15 protein-coding genes are annotated in these 17,884 nt (G+C 63.9%); 8 read left to right on the forward strand and 7 right to left on the reverse strand.

Annotated elements, in window-relative coordinates; genetic code table 11:
• Positions 1-556: 556 nt before the first annotated feature.
• From XH88_RS30475 to XH88_RS30495, 5 genes are all read right to left on the reverse strand, one after another.
• On the reverse strand, positions 557-1,342 hold the full coding sequence (locus tag XH88_RS30475) for a DUF3883 domain-containing protein (protein WP_271671920.1): 786 nt from the start codon (positions 1,340-1,342) through the stop codon (positions 557-559).
• Between the two features lie 174 nt (positions 1,343-1,516).
• The gene (locus XH88_RS30480) at positions 1,517-3,034 is read right to left on the reverse strand and encodes a L,D-transpeptidase family protein (protein ID WP_271671921.1); all 1,518 of its coding nucleotides are present in this window, start codon (positions 3,032-3,034) and stop codon (positions 1,517-1,519) included.
• A 342-nt stretch (positions 3,035-3,376) separates the two neighbouring features.
• Complete coding sequence (locus XH88_RS30485) at positions 3,377-4,339, reverse strand: acetyl-CoA carboxylase carboxyltransferase subunit alpha (protein ID WP_271671922.1); 963 nt, start codon at positions 4,337-4,339, stop codon at positions 3,377-3,379.
• 251 nt (positions 4,340-4,590) lie between these two features.
• Positions 4,591-5,559 (reverse strand): site-specific tyrosine recombinase XerD, encoded by a 969-nt coding sequence (gene xerD, locus XH88_RS30490; RefSeq protein ID WP_271671923.1) that lies wholly within the window; start codon positions 5,557-5,559, stop codon positions 4,591-4,593.
• A 17-nt stretch (positions 5,560-5,576) separates the two neighbouring features.
• Complete coding sequence (locus tag XH88_RS30495; protein WP_035669499.1) at positions 5,577-5,723, reverse strand: hypothetical protein; 147 nt, start codon at positions 5,721-5,723, stop codon at positions 5,577-5,579.
• 170 nt (positions 5,724-5,893) lie between these two features.
• On the opposite strand from XH88_RS30495, the gene XH88_RS30500 reads away from it, so the two are divergent.
• Genes XH88_RS30500 through XH88_RS30510 form a run of 3 tightly spaced genes read left to right on the forward strand, consistent with a single transcriptional unit; the run spans position 5,894 to position 8,985 of the window.
• Positions 5,894-6,517, forward strand: coding sequence for a shikimate kinase (locus tag XH88_RS30500; protein WP_271671924.1), 624 nt, complete (start codon positions 5,894-5,896; stop codon positions 6,515-6,517).
• Positions 6,514-7,662, forward strand: coding sequence for a 3-dehydroquinate synthase (aroB, locus tag XH88_RS30505; RefSeq protein ID WP_271671925.1), 1,149 nt, complete (start codon positions 6,514-6,516; stop codon positions 7,660-7,662). The genes XH88_RS30500 and aroB overlap by 4 nt, the downstream gene beginning before the upstream one ends.
• Positions 7,663-7,680: 18 nt before the next feature.
• Positions 7,681-8,985, forward strand: a complete 1,305-nt coding sequence (locus tag XH88_RS30510) for an HlyC/CorC family transporter (RefSeq protein WP_271671926.1) — start codon at positions 7,681-7,683, stop codon at positions 8,983-8,985.
• Between the two features lie 34 nt (positions 8,986-9,019).
• Here the strand turns inward: XH88_RS30510 and XH88_RS30515 are convergent, their stop codons facing one another.
• A complete protein-coding gene (locus XH88_RS30515) occupies positions 9,020-9,289 on the reverse strand; it encodes a BolA family protein (RefSeq protein ID WP_271671966.1) in 270 nt (89 codons plus the stop codon).
• A gap of 102 nt (positions 9,290-9,391) precedes the next feature.
• Between XH88_RS30515 and XH88_RS30520 the strand changes: the two genes are divergently transcribed.
• Positions 9,392-10,024 carry a J domain-containing protein gene (locus XH88_RS30520; RefSeq protein ID WP_271671927.1) on the forward strand — a complete coding sequence of 211 codons (633 nt, stop codon included), beginning with the start codon at positions 9,392-9,394 and terminating at the stop codon, positions 10,022-10,024.
• 186 nt (positions 10,025-10,210) lie between these two features.
• On the opposite strand, the gene XH88_RS30525 is transcribed toward XH88_RS30520, so the two are convergent.
• On the reverse strand, positions 10,211-11,305 hold the full coding sequence (locus XH88_RS30525) for a citrate synthase/methylcitrate synthase (RefSeq protein WP_271671928.1): 1,095 nt from the start codon (positions 11,303-11,305) through the stop codon (positions 10,211-10,213).
• A gap of 81 nt (positions 11,306-11,386) precedes the next feature.
• Here XH88_RS30525 and XH88_RS30530 point away from each other — a divergent pair, with 81 nt between their 5' ends.
• The 4 genes from XH88_RS30530 (at position 11,387) to XH88_RS30545 (ending at position 17,816) form a co-directional block, all read left to right on the forward strand.
• Positions 11,387-12,616: a citrate synthase family protein gene (locus XH88_RS30530; protein WP_271671929.1), complete on the forward strand. Its 1,230-nt coding sequence runs from the start codon at positions 11,387-11,389 to the stop codon at positions 12,614-12,616.
• Between the two features lie 645 nt (positions 12,617-13,261).
• Positions 13,262-13,948, forward strand: coding sequence for a hypothetical protein (locus tag XH88_RS30535; RefSeq protein ID WP_271671930.1), 687 nt, complete (start codon positions 13,262-13,264; stop codon positions 13,946-13,948).
• 22 nt (positions 13,949-13,970) lie between these two features.
• Positions 13,971-15,995, forward strand: coding sequence for a GMC oxidoreductase (locus XH88_RS30540; protein ID WP_271671931.1), 2,025 nt, complete (start codon positions 13,971-13,973; stop codon positions 15,993-15,995).
• A 54-nt stretch (positions 15,996-16,049) separates the two neighbouring features.
• Positions 16,050-17,816 carry a phospholipase D-like domain-containing protein gene (locus tag XH88_RS30545; RefSeq protein WP_271671932.1) on the forward strand — a complete coding sequence of 589 codons (1,767 nt, stop codon included), beginning with the start codon at positions 16,050-16,052 and terminating at the stop codon, positions 17,814-17,816.
• Positions 17,817-17,884: the final 68 nt, after the last annotated feature.

Raw genomic sequence — 17,884 nt, forward strand, 5'->3', positions numbered from 1 at the left:
TACAGCCCGATAACCGGCCTTCCCTGCGCAGTGGTTGAACGGCTTATGTCGCGCTCTCCTCGGGGAGCGATGCACTATTGCCCCCGTCGCCTTGCAGCTTGCCGATGCGCGTCGTCCGGTTGGACAAGCGCGAACCACCACAAGACTTGACGTACAGACTTCGGACGTCAGGACCACACGATTTTGCCGTACGCAGGATAGCCCGTCTTCGCCCTGTGGGGCTTTGGCCGGGCGCAGCGCCGTCGTGCACGCGCCCGCGCATCGCTCACGGGGACTACCCGCCCTGCGACCGCATCTGGCGCCAACGCCGCCCGCGTCCACCGCAACCCACCCCACGAACCGTGACGATCGCGACCCGCCCCTTCCGGAGGGATGAGATGGCGCGGAGCATAAGGTGTTTCGGGTGTTCGGGTAAAGAGAAATTTTATTTATCCGAAGGGATTGAACTTGAGAAAATGGGGCGTTTCGCTTTGCTATAGAGCCGCCACGCCAACCTCGCTTCTGCAATATCTTTTATCGACTGCCTCTCTCGCCCGGCTCAGAATTCAGGCGAACGTTATCTCGGCTCTGCGAAATACGTCGTTGGCGTCATGAGGAGTGCACCGTCGAGTGGTGGAGCTATCTCAAACATCTGCGCCCGATTGTGAAAGTGAAAGACTCGCCGGATTCGATACTTGTCGCTTCGTTCCGCGGCGACATCGACCTCGCGCCTAGTGAGCCAAAACGCAGTCCGTTCGTGTCCGCATGTCGTCTTGACCTCCAGCAGTCGCTCTTGGCCGTCAGCTTCAAATGAGCGCACGTCATAACCGTAGCCATCTCCGTCCAAGTCGGAGACCCAGCGAACGCTACTGGCGAGGTCTTCGCGCCCCGCGCGCCGTAGACGGTCTTGCTCAAAAGTCACGACGAATCTCTCACCGGCCTTGCCCAATTGACGATTCCTAGCGTCGCGCTCAGCTGGATCGAACTTGCCGACCAAGCGGCGGACAGCAGGCGTCAACGTCTTGTCGATGTCTTCGACGGGTGGCGGGGCAACGAATACCCCATCATCACTCATCGTCAGCGGTTGAGTGTCGATATTCGCAGGATAAAGGAAGTCCGGTGTATGGCGGACGTTGCGCTCGACTGCGGCCACCAAAGCATCTTGATAATGTGCCAGGGGCTTGTAGCCATTAATCCACTGCGCACCGAGCCTATCGAGAACAGCGGAGATATTCTGAAGCTTACGTTCGATTGACCCTTCCGAGCGATGGACGATTGTCAGCAGTTGGCGTCGATTTTGCGCCTTACTGTAGGCTGCACCCGCTCTCTCAAGCGCCAACATCTGAAAATAGCTATCGACCACGGCGGAGATCTCAGTCTCCGTCCAAGGCGTTCCAGCGATGCCCTCAGTGCGCTCCCGATCCAAGTCTTAACCCCTTGGAGATAGAGAGAGTACCAGGGAGTGCACGAGACGCAATCTAGGTGATGATAATGCCGGAGGAGTCGGCGAGAGGTTTCGTTAGAGACTACCGCCTGTCTACTTCATCGCGCCAAAGCGGCTGTCGAACGAGTTCGACGAGACCACGGGCGCGGCGCCCGCCATCTGCGAGCTTCCACTCGCGGCGGCGTCGTTCACCGACGGCTTCAGCGCGGGCCGCGTGGCAGCCATCTTGGTCTCGGCGGGTTTGGCCGGCTCGGCGGGCTTTGCGGCAACTGCCGGCTTGTCCTTGGCGGCATCGTGGTGCCCCGGCGCGAACCGCGTCACGGCGGCCTTCAGCCGCGATGCTGCGGTCGTCGGCGTCGTGGCGGGAGCGACGGACGCAGTTGCTTGCGGCGGCGGCGTGGTCGCCGTCGCGTCGGCGGTGCCAAAGCCCATCTTGCGGCCGAGGTTGGAGAAGAAGCCGGACTTTTCGGCAGGCTGCGCCGAGGCGACGCGGGTGTTGCTCGCGGGCGCGGCGACGACCGGCTCTTCCTGCGGCGTGGCGGCGACCGGCTCGAGATTCGGCTTCGGCGGATTGACGGTGCCGGGGATGGTGCCCGGTGCCTTCGACATCGCCAGCATCTGCAGCGTATTGCCTTCGGCGCTCTCCGACAGGCCGGTCGAGCCTTCCGGAATCTTGGCCGCGAAGATCTTGTTCATGCCGCCGTCGATGCCGGTGTTCATACGCGCCACCGGCGTGCCCTTGGCGACGAGCTTGTTGTACTCGGCCTCGTCGCGCTGCTCCTTCTCGCGCACGGCGCTGGCGATCTCCTCGGGGATCACATAGGCCGGGCACTTTGCCGAAGCGTCGAACACGGGATCGCGCTTGGCGTCGGGTGCCTTGGCCGCGTCGAATACGTATTTCTTCTCGCAGAAATCGACCTTCGGCTCCTGCCGCGTCACCTCGAAATGATCATAGCCTTCCTTGATCATCCGCCAGAACGGCATGTTGGGGTTGTTGCGGTGCTTGGCCATGTTCACCGGCGTCATCCGGAACGGATAGGCCTGGAACTGGAACGCCTTCTGGCCGCCGAAGAAGGACTCGCGGCCGAGCGAATAGATCTCCGCGATCTGCTCGTCCGTCATGGCGTAGCAGCCGCGCGAGGAGCAATCGCCATGCACCATCAGCTGCGAGCCGGTGCGGCCCAGCGCCTTGTCGAAGGCGTTGGGGAAGCCGGTGTTGAATGAGAGGTAATAGGCCGATTGCGGATTCATCTGGCTCGGATTGATCGAGTAGAATCCTTCCGGCGCCTGGCGGTCGCCTTCGCGCACCTTCGGGCCAAGATCGCCCGACCAGCGGCAGATCGGATAGGTCTTGAGCAGGGCGAACTGGCCGGAGCGGGTCTGCTTCCAGACCTCGAGCTCGGCCTCCTGCTTGAACAGGCGGATCAGGATCGGCGATTGCAGATCCATGTTCTTCTCGCCCATCGCGGCGACAAGCTTGGGCGAGACCGGCTGGTTGGCCTTGGCGTTGGTCGCCAGCGACACCTGATCGGTGTCGCAGCCGGCAAGCACAACGCTGGCGGCAAGCGCAACCGAAGCCAAGAGCGCGCGAGCAAGCGAACGAGAATTCAAGATAGACCCCACAACGTGCCGGGCAAGGAGCGCGAACCCCGATTGCGGAGCCTGGCCTGACCGGAACGTCCGGCACTTTCAGACCAAGCCCCAGCGCTTATGCCCTGAAGCCATTGATTAAAATTCTAACCTCCGCACCTTGGGGTCGCAACCCGAGCTGGGATCACGAGCCCGTTGGCCCAAAGGCGTGGTCAACAGAGACTTAAACTGGGCCGGAACTTGGACTTTGCAGCGGAACCGGTACTGAGATCGCCGATTTGGGCAAAAAAAGGGTTAATGCCGGGTTACCGACCTCTCCGCTCGCGGGGGAGGGGGAGCGCACCGGCGCTTAACCTGCCCGAATCAGCCCAGTTTCCGGCCGATATCGAGGAATTTCTGCCGGCGCTGCTTGCGGACGGCCTCGCCATCCATGCCGCGGAGCTCGTCAAAGGCCTTGGCGATGGCTTCGCCGGTGGTGGCGATCATGGCGGCGGGATCGCGATGGGCGCCGCCGACCGGCTCCTTCAGGATGGCATCGATCACCCCGAAGCGCAGCATGTCCTGGGCGGTGATCTTCATGTTGTTGGCGGCTTCCTGTGCCTTGCTGCCGTCGCGCCAGAGGATGGAGGAGGCGGCCTCTGGCGAGATCACGCTGTAGATCGCGTGCTCCAGCATCAAGACCCTGTTGGCGGTGGTGATCGCGATGGCGCCCCCCGACATGCCCTCGCCGGTGATGATGGCGACGTTCGGCACGGTCAGCGCCATGCAGGCGTCGGTCGAGCGGGCGATGGCTTCGGCCTGGCCGCGCTCCTCGGCGCCGATGCCGGGATAGGCGCCGGCGGAATCGGCGAGCGACAGCACCGGCAGGCCGAACCGCTCGGCCATCTCCATCAGCCGCACGCATTTGCGATAGCCCTCCGGCCTCGCCATGCCGAAATTGTGCTTGATGCGGCTTTCGGTGGAATCGCCCTTTTCCTGGCCCATCACGCAGATCGGCTCGCCGCGGAAACGGCCGAACCCCGCGACCAGCGCCTCGTCCTCGCCGAACTTGCGGTCACCGGCGAGCGGGGTGAATTCGGTGATCAGGCCCTTGATGAAGTCGGAAAAATGCGGCCGCTGCGGATGCCGCGCCACCAGCATCTTCTGCCACGGCGTCAGGTTTTGATAGAGGTCGGCCAGCGCCTGCGCCGCCTTGTCCTCGATCCGGCCGATCTCCTCGGCGATGTCGGTGCCGGAGGCCGCCAACGTCCTGAGCTCGTCGACCTTGGAATCGAGTTCGGCGACGGGCTTTTCGAAGTCGAGATAGCTGCGCATCTGGTCTGGCATCGTTTCAATATAGGGGGACGGGGCGAGAGAGCGAAGCGAGGTTGGCTTCAGTCAAGAAGTGGAGCTTCTTCAAGGGCTTGACCTGTGCGCTCTGAGGGAGCGCGGCAAATCATGGACAGGGCCACGGCTCTTTCTGCGGAGATGTGACCGAAGTCAAGGCGCTTTCATCGTCGTCCCGGCCGGGCTCTGGTGTCCCGGATGCGCTGCAGCGCACTGCCGAAGTGGCGCTACGCTGCGTCCGGGGCATAGTCTCACTTCTCCGCCAGCGGGTGCAGGTCGCGCACCAGGCTCTTCAGCCGCTCCTCGACCACATGAGTGTAGATCTGGGTCGTCGAGATGTCGGTATGGCCGAGCAGGGTCTGCACGATGCGCAAATCGGCGCCGTTGTGAAGCAAGTGGCTGGCAAAGGCGTGTCGCAGCACGTGCGGGGACACCAGCCGGGCCTGCAGGCCCGTGGCGACCGCGAGTTCCTTGAGATCGCGGGCAAAGTGCTGCCGCGTCAGGTGACCGCTCTCGCCGAAGGAGGGAAACAGCCATTTCGAGGCGGCGAGGCCGCCCTTCTTCTCACCCTTGGCGGCTTCGGTCGCGGCGAGATAATCCGCCATGGCCTGGCGCGAGGCCTCGTTCAGCGGCACCAGCCGTTCCTTGTCGCCCTTGCCGCGCACCACGATCATGCGGGCGTCGCGCTTGGCCGCCGAACGCGGCAGCGACACCAGCTCGGAGACGCGCAGGCCCGTGGCGTAGAGCACCTCGAGCAGGCAATAGAGTCGCAAAGCGCGCAGCCGTTGCGAGGGCGAGGCGTCCGCCGCCTCGCTCATCTCCCTGGCGCGGCGGAGCATACGGTCGACATCTGAGATCGACAGCACCTTCGGCAGGCCGCGGCCGCGCTTGGGGCCCGACAGGATCGCCGCGGGATCTTCGGCTCGGATGCGCTCGTTCAGCAGAAATCGGAACAGATGCCGCATCGCCGAGAGCCGTCGCGCGACGCTGGAGGATTTGAAGCCACGCGCATCGAGATCGCTGAGATAGTCGCGCAGGACTTGCGTTTCGGCGTCCACAAAGCTGTGGCCGACGCGGCCGAGAAACTCGGAGAAATCGGTGAGGTCGCGGCGGTAGGCGTCGAGCGTGTTGGGCCCGGCGCCCTGTTCCGCCGCGAGCATGTCGAGGAACAGGCCGGTGAGTCTGGTGTCTGAGGGCTTGCTGGCGGAGGATCTGCGCATGCCCTTCAGGCTAGCTCCTATTTCTTGAGAAACTTATCCGGCGGGATCGTCACCGTCATTTCCCGCGGCTTCGGATTGACGAAGTTGGCCAGCGCGAACACCACGCCATAGACGATGCCGGCGATCACGGCGACGACCGTCAGGAAGCGGAACAGGCTGGGCATCGGGCAAGGTCTCGGCGAAGTCTCAGGTTTGCAAATTAACCAATGAAATCATCCAACATGTTCGCCGTTTCGTGGCAAGAGTCCTCTGGCGAGGGCCCCGAGGGGGTCGTATAGGTGGCCGGGATGCCGCCTTTGGCGGCAAATCGAGCGAGATCCAATCGAGCGGAATGATGCCCGACGCCGTGTTGCCAGCCCAAGCGAGCCCCGAGGCCGACATCTTGTCGGCGCTCGGAACGCGTTCGATCGTGCTGGTCGGCATGATGGGCGTCGGCAAGTCGACCATTGGCCGCCGCATGGCGGCGCGCCTCAAGCTGCCCTTCGTCGATGCCGACACCGAGATCGAGGCGGCGGCCGGCATGACCATACCGGAGATCTTCGAGCGCCATGGCGAGCCGCATTTCCGCGACGGCGAGGCGCGGGTGATCGCGCGCCTGCTCGACGGCGGACCGGTGGTGCTGGCGACGGGCGGCGGCGCCTTCATGCGCGAGGAGACGCGGAGCCGCATCGCGGCCAAGGCGATCTCGATCTGGCTCAAGGCCGACCATGACGTCATCATGCGCCGCGTGCGCCGCCGCGCCGATCGTCCGCTGCTCCAGACCGCCGACCCCGAGGGAACCGTGACGCGCCTGCTCACCGAGCGCGAGCCGGTCTACAGCCATGCCGATCTCACCATCGCCTCGCGCGATGTGCCGCACGACAGAATCGTCGATGAGACCATCGCGACGCTGCGCGCCTATCTCTGCGGCGAGCCGGCCGCCCAACCTGCTGCCGACGTTGCGAGTGCCATTCGATGACCGCGCCCCTGAAGCATTCCGAACCTATCAATGTCGACGTCGCGCTCGGTGATCGCGCCTATGACATCGTTATCGGCCGCGGCGTGCTGGCTTCGCTCGGCGAACGCGTTGCCGCATTGCGTCCCGGCGTACGCACCGCCATCGTCACCGACCGCACCGTGGCAAAATACTGGCTGGAGCCGACTGAGGCTTCACTTGCTGCCGCCGGCATCCCGACCTCGCGCGTCGTGGTGGAGGAAGGCGAGATCTCCAAGACTTATGCGGGCCTCGAAAAGGTCAGCGAAGCCCTGATCGCCGCCAGGATCGAACGCAACGATCTCGTCATCGCGCTCGGCGGCGGCGTCGTCGGCGATCTCGCCGGCTTTGCCGCCGCGATCCTGCGCCGTGGCGTCGATTTCGTGCAGGTGCCGACCTCGCTGCTGGCACAGGTCGATTCATCCGTCGGCGGCAAGACCGGCATCAACTCGCCGCAGGGCAAGAATCTGCTCGGCGCCTTCCACCAGCCGGTGCTTGTCATCGCCGACACCGCCGTGCTCGACACGCTGTCGCCGCGGCAGTTCCGCGCCGGTTATGCCGAGGTCGCCAAATATGGCGTGCTTGGCGACGAGGCCTTCTTCTCCTGGCTGGAGAAGAACCATGCCGACATCTTCAAGGGCGGTTCGGCGCGCGAGCATGCGATCGCGACCTCCTGCCGCGCCAAGGCCGGTGTCGTCTCGCGCGACGAGCGCGAGACCGGCGAGCGCGCGCTGCTCAATCTCGGCCACACCTTCGGCCACGCGCTGGAAGCCGCAACCGGCTTCTCCGACCGCCTGTTCCACGGCGAGGGCGTCGCGATCGGCATGACGCTGGCGGCGCAGTTCTCGGCCAGGCTCGGCATGATCGGCGAGGCTGATGCGGCCCGTGTCGAGCGCCATCTGATCGAGGCAGGTCTTCCGACCCGCTTGCAGGACATCGCCGGTTTTGCGCAGGAAGGCCTTGCGGACGCCGACGCGCTGATAGCGCTGATGGCACAGGACAAGAAGGTCAAGCGCGGCAAGCTCACCTTCATCCTGCTGGAGGCCGTGGGGCGCGCTGTCATCGCCAAGGATGTCGAACCGACCCCGGTGCGCGACTTCCTGAAGGACAAGCTCACCCGCAAGGCCTGATACGTTGTTGAGTGCTGTATGGATTGGCTCGGCTTCACCATCGTCGTCATCTGCCTGCTCATCTCGGGCTTCTTCGCCGCGAGCGAGACCGCGCTGACCGGCGCTTCGCGCGCCAGCATGCTGCGGCTGTCCAAGCAGGGTAATCGCGACGCCGACGTCGTCTCGCAATTGCTCGACATGCGCGAGCGCCTGATCGGCGCGCTGCTGCTCGGCAACAACATCGCCAATATCACGGCCTCAGCGCTCGCAACGTCCATCTTCACCGCCTGGTTCGGCGAAGTCGGCGTGCTCTATGCCACCGGCGTGATGACGGCGCTGGTCGTGATCTTCGCGGAAGTGCTCCCCAAGACCATCGCCATCAACGCGCCTGATCGCATGGCGCTCGCGGTCGCGCGTCCGATGCGGCTGACCATGTATGTGCTGGGGCCGCTGCTGCGGGTGGTGGAGGTCATCGTACGCCTGTTGATGCGCGGCTTCGGCCTTGCCGGCGAGCACCAGGCGATCCTGTCGCCGACCGAACGCCTGCGCGGTGCGGTCGACCTGCTGCACCACGAGGGCAAGGTCGAGAAGCAGGACCGCGACATGCTCGGCGGCCTGCTCGACCTGCGCGAGCTCCAGGTCTCCGACGTCATGATCCATCGCACCGAGATGATGATGATCAACGCCGATCTGCCGCCGGAAGAGCTGGTACGCGAAGTGCTCGCGACCGAATACACCCGCATTCCGCTCTGGCGCGAGAAGCCCGAAAACATCATCGGCGTGCTCCACGCCAAGGATCTGTTGCGCGCGATCCGCGCGTCCGACGGCGACACCTCGCGCATCGACGTCTCCACCATCGCGCTGCCGCCCTGGTTCGTGCCGGAGATGCGCCCGGTATCCGAGCAGTTGAAGGCGTTCCGCCGGCGCAAAACCCATTTCGCGCTTGTGGTCGACGAGTATGGCGAGGTCGAAGGTCTCGTGACGCTCGAAGACATCCTGGAGGAGATCGTCGGCGACATCTCCGACGAGCACGACGTCGTGGTCGCAGGCGTGCGGGCCCAGCCGGACGGCTCCGTCGTGGTCGACGGCTCGGTGCCGATCCGCGACCTCAACCGCGCCATGGACTGGCGCCTGCCCGATGAAGAGGCAACCACCGTCGCCGGCCTCGTCATCCACGAGGCGCGCTCGATCCCCGATCGCGGCCAGAGCTTCACGTTCCACGGCTTCCGTTTCCGCGTCCTGCGCCGGGAACGCAACCGCATCACCGCGCTCCGTATTTCACCGGTGCCGCGCGAGGCCGAGATGGAAGAGGCAAAGCCGAGACGGGCGGGGAAGTCGTTTTGATTCTTACCCTCCCCCTCCAGGGGAGGGTAGGAAGCTATCCTTCCCCCGGCGCCTGGGCATGGATCGCAAGCGCATGCACGCTGCCGGAGAGTTCCGCAGCCAGCGCCGAATTTATCATGCGATGGCGATCGACCCGGCTCTTCCCTTTGAAGGCATCAGATACAATATAAACGCGGAAGTGTGTCTCACCGCTCGGCCGATGGCCGGCGTGACCCTCATGCAAATGTGACTCGTCGACGACTTGCAGGCTTTCCGGCGTGAAAGCTTCCTGCAACTTGTTGCTGATAGTGTCTTTCATAACCATGAGTGCCATTAAGGGACGCGATTGCACCCCGTCAACTCCAGTGGTCAGCTAATTGCAATGTCAAGACTTGAAGGTTTTTGCATTGCGTAGTCAAAGTCAGCCATGCCGATCGATTCATCAAAGTTCTTCGACTCCATCCGCGTAAAGCCGCGGGGCAAGCAGCCCGAGGCGAAGCCGCGCGACACCGTGGTCGCCTGCGAGTGGGCGGGATGTCAGAACAAGGGCGCGCACCGTGCCCCGAAGGGACGCGAGAACCAGCGCGAGTACTGGCATTTCTGCCTCGATCACGTGCGCGAGTACAACCAGAACTACAATTTCTTCTCCGGCATGAATGCCGAGGCCGTCGCGCGCTACCAGAAGGATGCGCTGACCGGCCATCGTCCGACCTGGAAGATGGGCGCCAATGGGGGCAAGAAGGGTCCGGAAGCCGATATCGACATGGCGTCCGATCCGTTCAGCATGTTCAGCGAGATCAACGGCCGTGCGAGCTGGCGCAAGGGCCCCGAAGCGGAGCCCAAGGCGGAAACGCGCAAGGTGATGAACGCCGAGCGCAAGGCGCTTCAGGTCATGGGCCTTGGCCCCAGTGCCACGCTCGCCGACGTCAAGACCAAGTACAAGGCGTTGGTCAAGCAGCACCATCCCGACGCCAATGGTGGCGACCGCTCCACCGAGGATCGCCTGATCGAGATCATCAAGGCGTATAATTATCTGAAGACCGTGGTGCGGGAGGCGTAAAGGCCTTCGCTCACTTCTTCCCTTCTCCCCTTGTGGGAGAAGGTGGCGCGAAGCGCAGGATGAGGGGGTCTCTCCACGCGCAAACTGTCCGTGAGGACGGAGACCCCTTGTCTCGCCGCTACGCGGCGAGCCACCCTCTCCCACAAGGGGAGAGGGAAAGCGCGCTGCGCTATACAACCGCCGACCTCACGCCTCCGGCATCGCCCCGACATAGGACGAGCTCGGCCGGATCAGTCGCCCCGTGCGCTGCTGCTCACGTGCATGGGCTGTCCAGCCTGCCGCGCGCGCCACCGCGAAGATCGGCGTGAACGCCTGGCGCGGGATCGCCAGCGCATCCAGCAGGATTGCGGTGAAGAACTCCACGTTCGTCTCCAGCGGCCGCTCCGGATTCTTCTTGCGCAAGGCGGCCCGGATATAGGCCTCGACCTCGCCGGCAAACGGCAAATCGGTGCCGTTGGACGCGAGTGCCTCGACCGCGGTCTTGAGCACGTCGGCGCGGGGATCGCGGACGCGATAGACGCGATGACCAAAACCCATCATGCGCTCGCCGCGCGCCAGCGCCGCGTCGACCCAGGGCTGGATGCGCTCGCGCGAGCCGATGGCATCGAGCATTTCCAGCACCGGCTCCGGCGCGCCGCCATGCAGGGGACCGGTGAGCGCGCAATAGCCTGCGGTGACGGCCGCAAACAGATCGGCTTGCGTCGAGGCCACCACGCGTGCGGTGAAGGTCGAGGCGTTCATGCCGTGATCGCTGGCCGTGACCAGATAGGCATCCAGCGCTGTCACCTCGCGCGCGGCGGGCGCGCGCCCATGCAGCATGCGCAGCGTATCGGCGGCGTGGCTGACGTTCGGATCGGGCGCGATCGGGTCGAGCCCTTTTTTTCGCCGGACCAGCGCGCCCGCGATCACCGGAAACGCGCCGACGATGGTCGCTTCATGTTCCAGGCCGTGCTCGGCGCGAAGTCCCGCGACCGCCGCACGAAACCCGTCGACGATGCCCATGCCGCGCGTCGCCGGCAGCAGGTCGGAGAGCCGTGCGAAGGCGCGTTCGCGTGCCGCTCCCAGGCTCGCACGGACATTGGCTTCGGTGAGGGTGGTCTTGCTGGCGCCGTTCCAGAGCCGGGCGGTGACGCCCTCAAAACTCGAGATGGCGGCGAGGCGGCCGACATGCTCGCCGGCGATGATCAATTCGCCGCGCTCGCCGTCGACATGGCTCAGCACGGTCTCGGCCGCAGGAACGCCGTCCAGTCCGATCTGGCTTTTGGTGAGGTGGATGTTCATGACCCAAATCTCCCTTTGCACTGCACCAGGAGAAATTCGGTCGTCTCGACAGATTGATCAATCTTGATTACATAAATCAATATGAAAAATTCTGATGGCCTCTACCTCTCCGCCCGGGAAGCCGCGGCCGAGCTCGCGATCTCGCGGGCCACGCTCTACGCCTATGTCAGCCGCGGCCTGATCCGTTCCGAGCCGACGGCGGACTCGCGCAAGAACCGCTACCGCGCCGAGGACGTCCGTGCCCTCAAGGAACGCCGCGTGCCGTCGCCCGAGCCGCGCGGCCTGCGCAGCTTCGATGCCGACCTGCCCGTCATGGACACGGAGATATCGACCATCACCGAGGAGGGAGCGATCTATCGCGGCGTCAACTGCGTCGATCTCGCCGAGAACGACACGCTGGAGCACACCGCGACGCTGCTCTGGGACGTCTCGGACGTCGATCCCTTCGCTCCGGATAACCAGCCAAAGATCTCCGACGAGATGCGCGCGATCGCGGACGCCGCGCGACGCGCAGCGCCGATCGATCGTGCCATCGCCGTGCTCGCATTGGCCACCAGCGCCGATTCCCGTGCCTTCACCCGCGCCCCCGACGGCCGTGCACTGGTCGGCGCGCGCATCGTCCGTTTGCTGGTCGCGACCATGCTCAACGCCGAGCCGTCGGCCGAGCCGCTGCATCATCAGATCGCGCACGCCTGGGCAGGCGGCAACAAGCATGCACCCGATCTGATCCGGCGTGCGCTGGTGCTGCTGGCCGATCATGAGCTGAACGCCTCGACCTTCACCGCGCGCTGCGCGGCCTCGACCGGGCTCAGTCTTTACGACGCCGTCATTGCCGGACTTGCCGCGCTGAAAGGCCCAAAACACGGCGGCGCCGGCGTGCTGGCCTCGCAGCTCGTCAAGACCCTGATCGACCGCGATGTCGAGCCGATGGTGCGCGAGCGCGTGGCGCTGGGCGAACGTTTTCCCGGCTTCGGCCACGGCGTCTACAAGCGCGGCGACCCCCGTGCGCAATCGCTGCTGAACGCCTTGGCCCGTGCCGGCGCGCCACGCAAATTCACGAAGGAGGTGCCGGAGCGTATTGCGGAGGCGACCGGCGAGTTCGTCAACATCGACTATGTCCTTGCCGTGCTCGTGCACGCGCTGCGCCTGCCTGCAGGCAGCGAGCTCGCGCTGTTCGCCATGGCCCGCAGCGTCGGCTGGATCGCGCATGCCAGCGAGCAATTACAATTCGGCAAGCTGATCCGGCCAAGGGCGAGATATGTGGGACCGGCGCCGGGGCGGAGAGCGATCAACGTGGAGTCCAGAAGCTAGCCCAGCCGCGCGTTCGCCGATGGCGCGCGCATCGAGCTCGTTTGCGCCATCCCATTCGTCAGCCACAAGCAAATGCAGCTGTCGATTGGGTAATCGCGCCAAACGTCAAGGAGCCTGTCCCACCGATGAGGCGATCGCCTCGCGGCGTACCTACAAAATACGCATCAATTTGTGGGCCAGATCACTACCGAAACAAAAGAAGTGGTGTGTTCTTCTGTGGTCGGTCTGTTGGGCTTCTGCAGATGACCGAGGGAAATAGACCGCCTGTTTGGAATCTCCCTTGCATTGAACATCGCTTGGTCAGCAGCCTCTATACGTTATCTGAATGTTCTGATTTTTCAGTCTGTTTCGGCGGAGGCATTTCAATGAGCCGATCTGCTTCAGACATACCTTCAAACCATTTGTCGGCGCCGTGCGATCTCAATGGATGCGCGATGCGGCCTGAACCGGGGCGTCTGGCCTGCCTTGCAAGCCGGATGAAGATTCACTTCGAGCCTCACAGCGGCGATTGAAGTCCACAGCGGCGCGCGTCGAGTGCGGTCAGCGCTTTCAGCTTCGCCGATGAACCTCTTTTGCATTCTCGCGTACCGAAGCACATGCGTTCGTTCTCATTCCGACCCGCCATCACAACAGCGAGGGAAGCCGATGAACAAGAGCGACAAAGCTGAGCCACAGGGCACGCCTGGGCTGGATCGGCGGCAATTGCTGCGCTTCGTCACCGCCACCGGCGTCACTGCCGCCGCGGTCGTCCAGCCTCGCATCGCATCCGCCGAAATCTACGAGCAAGGAGACGAGCAGTGCCGGGTCGCCGAACCCGCCGTCAAGTCTGTTGATCTCGGCGAAGACTTGCTGAGCGATTTCATTGCGGTCTCGCAAGCCTTGACAGGTGCACCGGAGCCGGCGCGAAAGCGTCGCTTGGCCGGCGAGTATCTTCAGCGCTTCGCCGAGCTATGGGACCCGACCAAGACGGACATCCCCAATCCGGGCTACATGCCGAAGCTGCTGGCGCTTCGCGACAAGTACAAAAGTCTTCCCGACGGGACGCCCGAGGCCAAGGCCGCAAAGCTCATGAACGATCCGAGCGTCGCCGATGCGGCGCAGCAGGTGATCTTTCTCTGGTACGTGTCTGCGTTCTTTATCGAGCCGCCTGACAACACGATCGGCGCCAAGCCGGGCACCTTCAGAGCCGGCAAGACCTGGATCTATGGCACGGCCGACCAGTACCGCCAATCATTGCTGTGGCCGCTCCTGCGCGCCCACGCGCCAGCGATGCCCCAGCCCGGTGGCGGACCGGGATACTGGGCCGCTCCGGCAAAATTGATCGTGGCCTGAGAATCGGAACGGGAGGCATCACATGGCGCTGAACCCCACGACCGACCATTTTGACGTCATCATCGTCGGCTCCGGCATCGCCGGGGCTCTCGCGGCGGACCGCCTGGTGAAGAAAGGCAAAAACGTCTGCATCATCGAAGCCGGCGGCTTCGCGACGGACGAACGTAACCGCGATCGCATGCTCGACCACTACATTGGCTCGCCCTCCAAGGCGACCGACGCGCCGTTCTGCGGCGACGCCGTGTTGGCCGAGCAGCCCAATCCGCGGCGATCGCCCGACGGGCTCAACATCGACAAGCTCCCCGACGGCGCCAATTATTACTACTACCCGCCGGATTACGGCACGGCGAACGACACACAAAAGCGCGACAAATTCCTCAGCTACTATGAGCGCGTGGTCGGCGGATCGACGTGGCACTGGCAGGGAATCTATGTCCGCATGATTCCGAGCGACTTCACCATGTCGGATCTCGGGATCGATACGTCGAAGCTGACGTCCAATCCGAGCAATTTCAGCCTGGACTGGCCGCTCTCTTATTCCGAACTCGAGCCGGACTATGTCGCAGCCGAGCAGGAGCTCGGGGTTTCCGGCGATCCCCCGAACGAGCGTCTTTACCGTAGCCAGCGACGCTACCGGCAGCGGCCGGCCGGTTATCCGATGGCCTCACTGGTCCCGAGCTATCTCGACAGGAAGATCTCGCAGGCGCTCAGGCAAAAGCGCCTTGCGGTCGGACCGGAGATCCCGAAGGTCAATCTCCCGGGACTGAACCGCGAGGAGATCGCGCTGAACGTGACGACGGTGCCCCACGCGATCCTGTCGCAGGACAAGGACGGGCGGCAGGCCTGTGACGGGCGCACCTCGTGCGTTCCGCTGTGCCCGACTGGTGCGCGCTACGATGCGACCATTCATCTCTGGCGCGCGCGGCAGAACCACAATCCGGCGACGCTCATCAGCCAGGCCGCCGTGAAAGATCTCAAGCTCGACGACAGTGGCAAGCGCGTGCTCGGCGTGAACTACCAGAAATGGCATTGGGACGACCAGAAGCGCACGCGGGTGGCGGACGGCGATCTCGTCTATGCCTCGGCCGACATCGTGGTGCTCGCCGCCAACGGCATCGAAAATCCGATGATCCTGCTGCGCACGCCGGTGCCGGGAACGAGCGCCACGGCAGCGAACTCGAGCGGGATGGTCGGCAAATATCTGATGGACCACCCGATCAAGCAGTCCTACGCCCTGGCCCCCGAAGACCTGTTTCCGTTGCGTGGGCCGCAGACCACGTCGCAGGTCGAGGACCTGCGCGATGGCAAATTCCGCAAGCATTATGCGGCATTCAAGATCTCTCTCAAGAATGACGGCTGGATGACCAATGCGACGGGGGCGCCGCGGGGCGCCACCGCGAACGTCACGGGCAATCCGCTCTACAAGACCGGCGAGGACGGGGACTGGTGGCCCGGCACGATTCTCGATCTGGTCAGCAACCGCAAATACTCCGGGGCCAAGCTGCGCGAAAGACTGGTTCGGTCGATGCGGCACCTCACCTTGAACGCCGCGTGCGAGCAGCTTCCGGTGGAAACCAACTACGTTGCGCTGGCCAAAGACCCGCAGGGCAATGACGTCACCGACGAGATCGGGTTCGTTCGTCCGCAGATCAACTACAAGGTCGATGATCCGATCGGATATGTGCGAAACTCGTTCAAGAAGATCGTCGATGTCCACGCAAAGATCTTCAACGCACTGGGCATCGCGCCGCAGTTCCAGATCTTGCAGGCGGATGCCGATGGCCAGCCGCTGAATTTCGGCGGATCGGGCCATATCATGGGGACGACCCGTATGGGAACGACGCGGACGAACTCGGTGGTCAACAAGGACTGCCAATCGTGGGATCACGAGAACCTGTTCATTCTCGGCAGCTCGGTGTTCCCTACCGCCTCGACGGCAAATCCAACTTCGACGGTTGCCGCGCTGTCGATCCGTACTGTCCGGGCGATCCTCCGCCACATGAGCCAAGCTACGCAAGCCGCAAGCTCCGCAAAACGCAGCGCGTAGGAAGCGAACGAGCCTCAACACCGCAAGTCCACCCAATCGCGCGAGACCGACATCATGGCCACCAACAAGGGATTTGCGGCACAGGAGATCGATCAAACCATTCGGAAAAATCTTGTAAGGCTTCGCAAGCCGGGTGTGCTGACGGTTCGGCCCGGCTTCGAGATCGCAGGCGGTCAGTTGACCGGCAAGCAAGCCGTCGTCGCCACGGTGCACACCAAGAAGGCCCCCGGGGATCTCGCCCGCAGCGATCTCTTACCCACGAAGCTCGGCAAATTCCCCGTCGACGTACGCGAAGCCAGCGCACATCAGCGTCTTCGTGTCGTGGATCCGGCCGCCGCGGCTCTGAGCGAGATTCACGCACGGCCGGAGGAAAGAGAACCGGTCTGGCCGCTGGAGCGCGAGATGCCGAGCGGAAAGCTGCTCGACGATCCGGCGAGCGAGACGCAGACCGCATTCGCGCAATCCAGGACGACGCAACCGGCAATCCACCAGGCGATTTCCGCACACGCGGCGAAACAACAGCTGCCATATTCGCCCCCGCCGGGCGCGCCCGCGCTCGGCCGACGCCAGCTCAACGCCACGATCACCGTTGCCGTGAGCCCGGATGCCGGCTACGCGACCCTGTCGAAATTCCTGGCGGCGACACAGCAGTCGCTGGTGATCGGGATGTACGACTTCACGTCGGGGTCCCTGCTCGCGGACATGCTGTCCGCGCTGTCTGGTCAAGGCACGTTGCAGATGGTCCTCGACGATCCCGCGCCCAACGAGACGCGCGACCAGCTCGACTCGGTCACCGTGCAGAATCTCAGGGACGGCCTCGGTGCGCGCGCCAAGATCGCATGGGCGTTGAACGACAAGGACCCGTTCGTGACCGCCTACATGTTTCCCTACGCCTACCACATCAAGGTGATCGTTCAGGACGATCAGCGGTTCTGGCTGTCGAGCGGCAATTTGAACAACAGCAATGAACCCAATCCCGCGCGGCCGCGGCCGGTGACCGAGGATCGCGACTGGCACGTCGTCATCGAGGACAAGGACCTGACGCAGACCTTCGCCTATTACCTGAACTACGACTATGGGCAGGCGATCCTGCACCAGGCAGCAGGGGCAACTGTCCTCCAAAGGGTGATCGCGGACGCCCGCGCCAAGAGGGCGGCAAACGCAAATCCGCCATCGGTCACTCCCGCGCCGGCGGTGAAGAAGCCGGTTGCGGCCAAGACCTTCCGCAACACCGCGCTTGCAGTCACGCCGCTCCTGACACCCGACGTGCTGCCGGGCGATCTGCCGCAATATCTCACCAATATCATGAACCTGATCGAGAACGCCCAGACTTCGATCTACATTCAGCTCCAATACATCGAATCGTCCAAGGGGGACGGCAGCCTCTATGAGCGGCTGCTGCAGGCCCTTGCGAACAAGATCGCGGAAGGAAAGGACGTCAAGCTGATCGAAAGCGCCCGATGGGGGCTGCCTTGGGCCGAAAAGATGAAGACGATCGGCGTCGACCTCACCGCCAATATCGGCCTCCAGCCCGATGTGCACAACAAGGGCTTCGTGATCGACTCCCAAATAGCGGTGGTGAGCAGCCAGAACTTTTCGCCGTCTGGCGTGCAAACCAACCGCGATGCCGGCGTTATCCTCGAACACGCCGGCATCGCCAAATATTTCGAGAGCATATTCCTGTCCGACTGGCAGAAAATCAAACCAGCCATGGCCGGGGCGGCTGGCGGCAGAGGCAAGAAGGGAGCGGGACCGAAGGCGCCAGCCAAACGAGGACCGACACGCAAGGCCAAAGCCAAGCGCGGACGAGCTGCGCGCTAGCGATGCGATGGAAGCTCCGCTCTCGCGCGCGTCCATCCTTCGAGACCCCAACTTCCGAGACCCCAACT

Origin of the sequence: Bradyrhizobium sp. CCBAU 51627 (genome assembly GCF_028128765.1) — a bacterium.
GTDB lineage: Bacteria > Pseudomonadota > Alphaproteobacteria > Rhizobiales > Xanthobacteraceae > Bradyrhizobium.

Bases quoted from the DNA above. Each gene is read 5' to 3' on its own strand.
- aroB (WP_271671925.1), top strand. From the start codon at position 6,514: ATGACCGCGCCCCTGAAGCATTCCGAACCTATCAATGTCGACGTCGCG.
- XH88_RS30510 (WP_271671926.1), top strand. From the start codon at position 7,681: ATGGATTGGCTCGGCTTCACCATCGTCGTCATCTGCCTGCTCATCTCG.
- XH88_RS30545 (WP_271671932.1), top strand. From the start codon at position 16,050: ATGGCCACCAACAAGGGATTTGCGGCACAGGAGATCGATCAAACCATT.
- XH88_RS30515 (WP_271671966.1), bottom strand. From the start codon at position 9,289: ATGGTTATGAAAGACACTATCAGCAACAAGTTGCAGGAAGCTTTCACG.
- XH88_RS30535 (WP_271671930.1), top strand. From the start codon at position 13,262: ATGAACAAGAGCGACAAAGCTGAGCCACAGGGCACGCCTGGGCTGGAT.
- XH88_RS30530 (WP_271671929.1), top strand. From the start codon at position 11,387: ATGAAAAATTCTGATGGCCTCTACCTCTCCGCCCGGGAAGCCGCGGCC.
- XH88_RS30525 (WP_271671928.1), bottom strand. From the start codon at position 11,305: ATGAACATCCACCTCACCAAAAGCCAGATCGGACTGGACGGCGTTCCT.
- xerD (WP_271671923.1), bottom strand. From the start codon at position 5,559: ATGCGCAGATCCTCCGCCAGCAAGCCCTCAGACACCAGACTCACCGGC.
- XH88_RS30540 (WP_271671931.1), top strand. From the start codon at position 13,971: ATGGCGCTGAACCCCACGACCGACCATTTTGACGTCATCATCGTCGGC.
- XH88_RS30495 (WP_035669499.1), bottom strand. From the start codon at position 5,723: ATGCCCAGCCTGTTCCGCTTCCTGACGGTCGTCGCCGTGATCGCCGGC.
- XH88_RS30485 (WP_271671922.1), bottom strand. From the start codon at position 4,339: ATGCCAGACCAGATGCGCAGCTATCTCGACTTCGAAAAGCCCGTCGCC.
- XH88_RS30500 (WP_271671924.1), top strand. From the start codon at position 5,894: ATGCCCGACGCCGTGTTGCCAGCCCAAGCGAGCCCCGAGGCCGACATC.
- XH88_RS30520 (WP_271671927.1), top strand. From the start codon at position 9,392: ATGCCGATCGATTCATCAAAGTTCTTCGACTCCATCCGCGTAAAGCCG.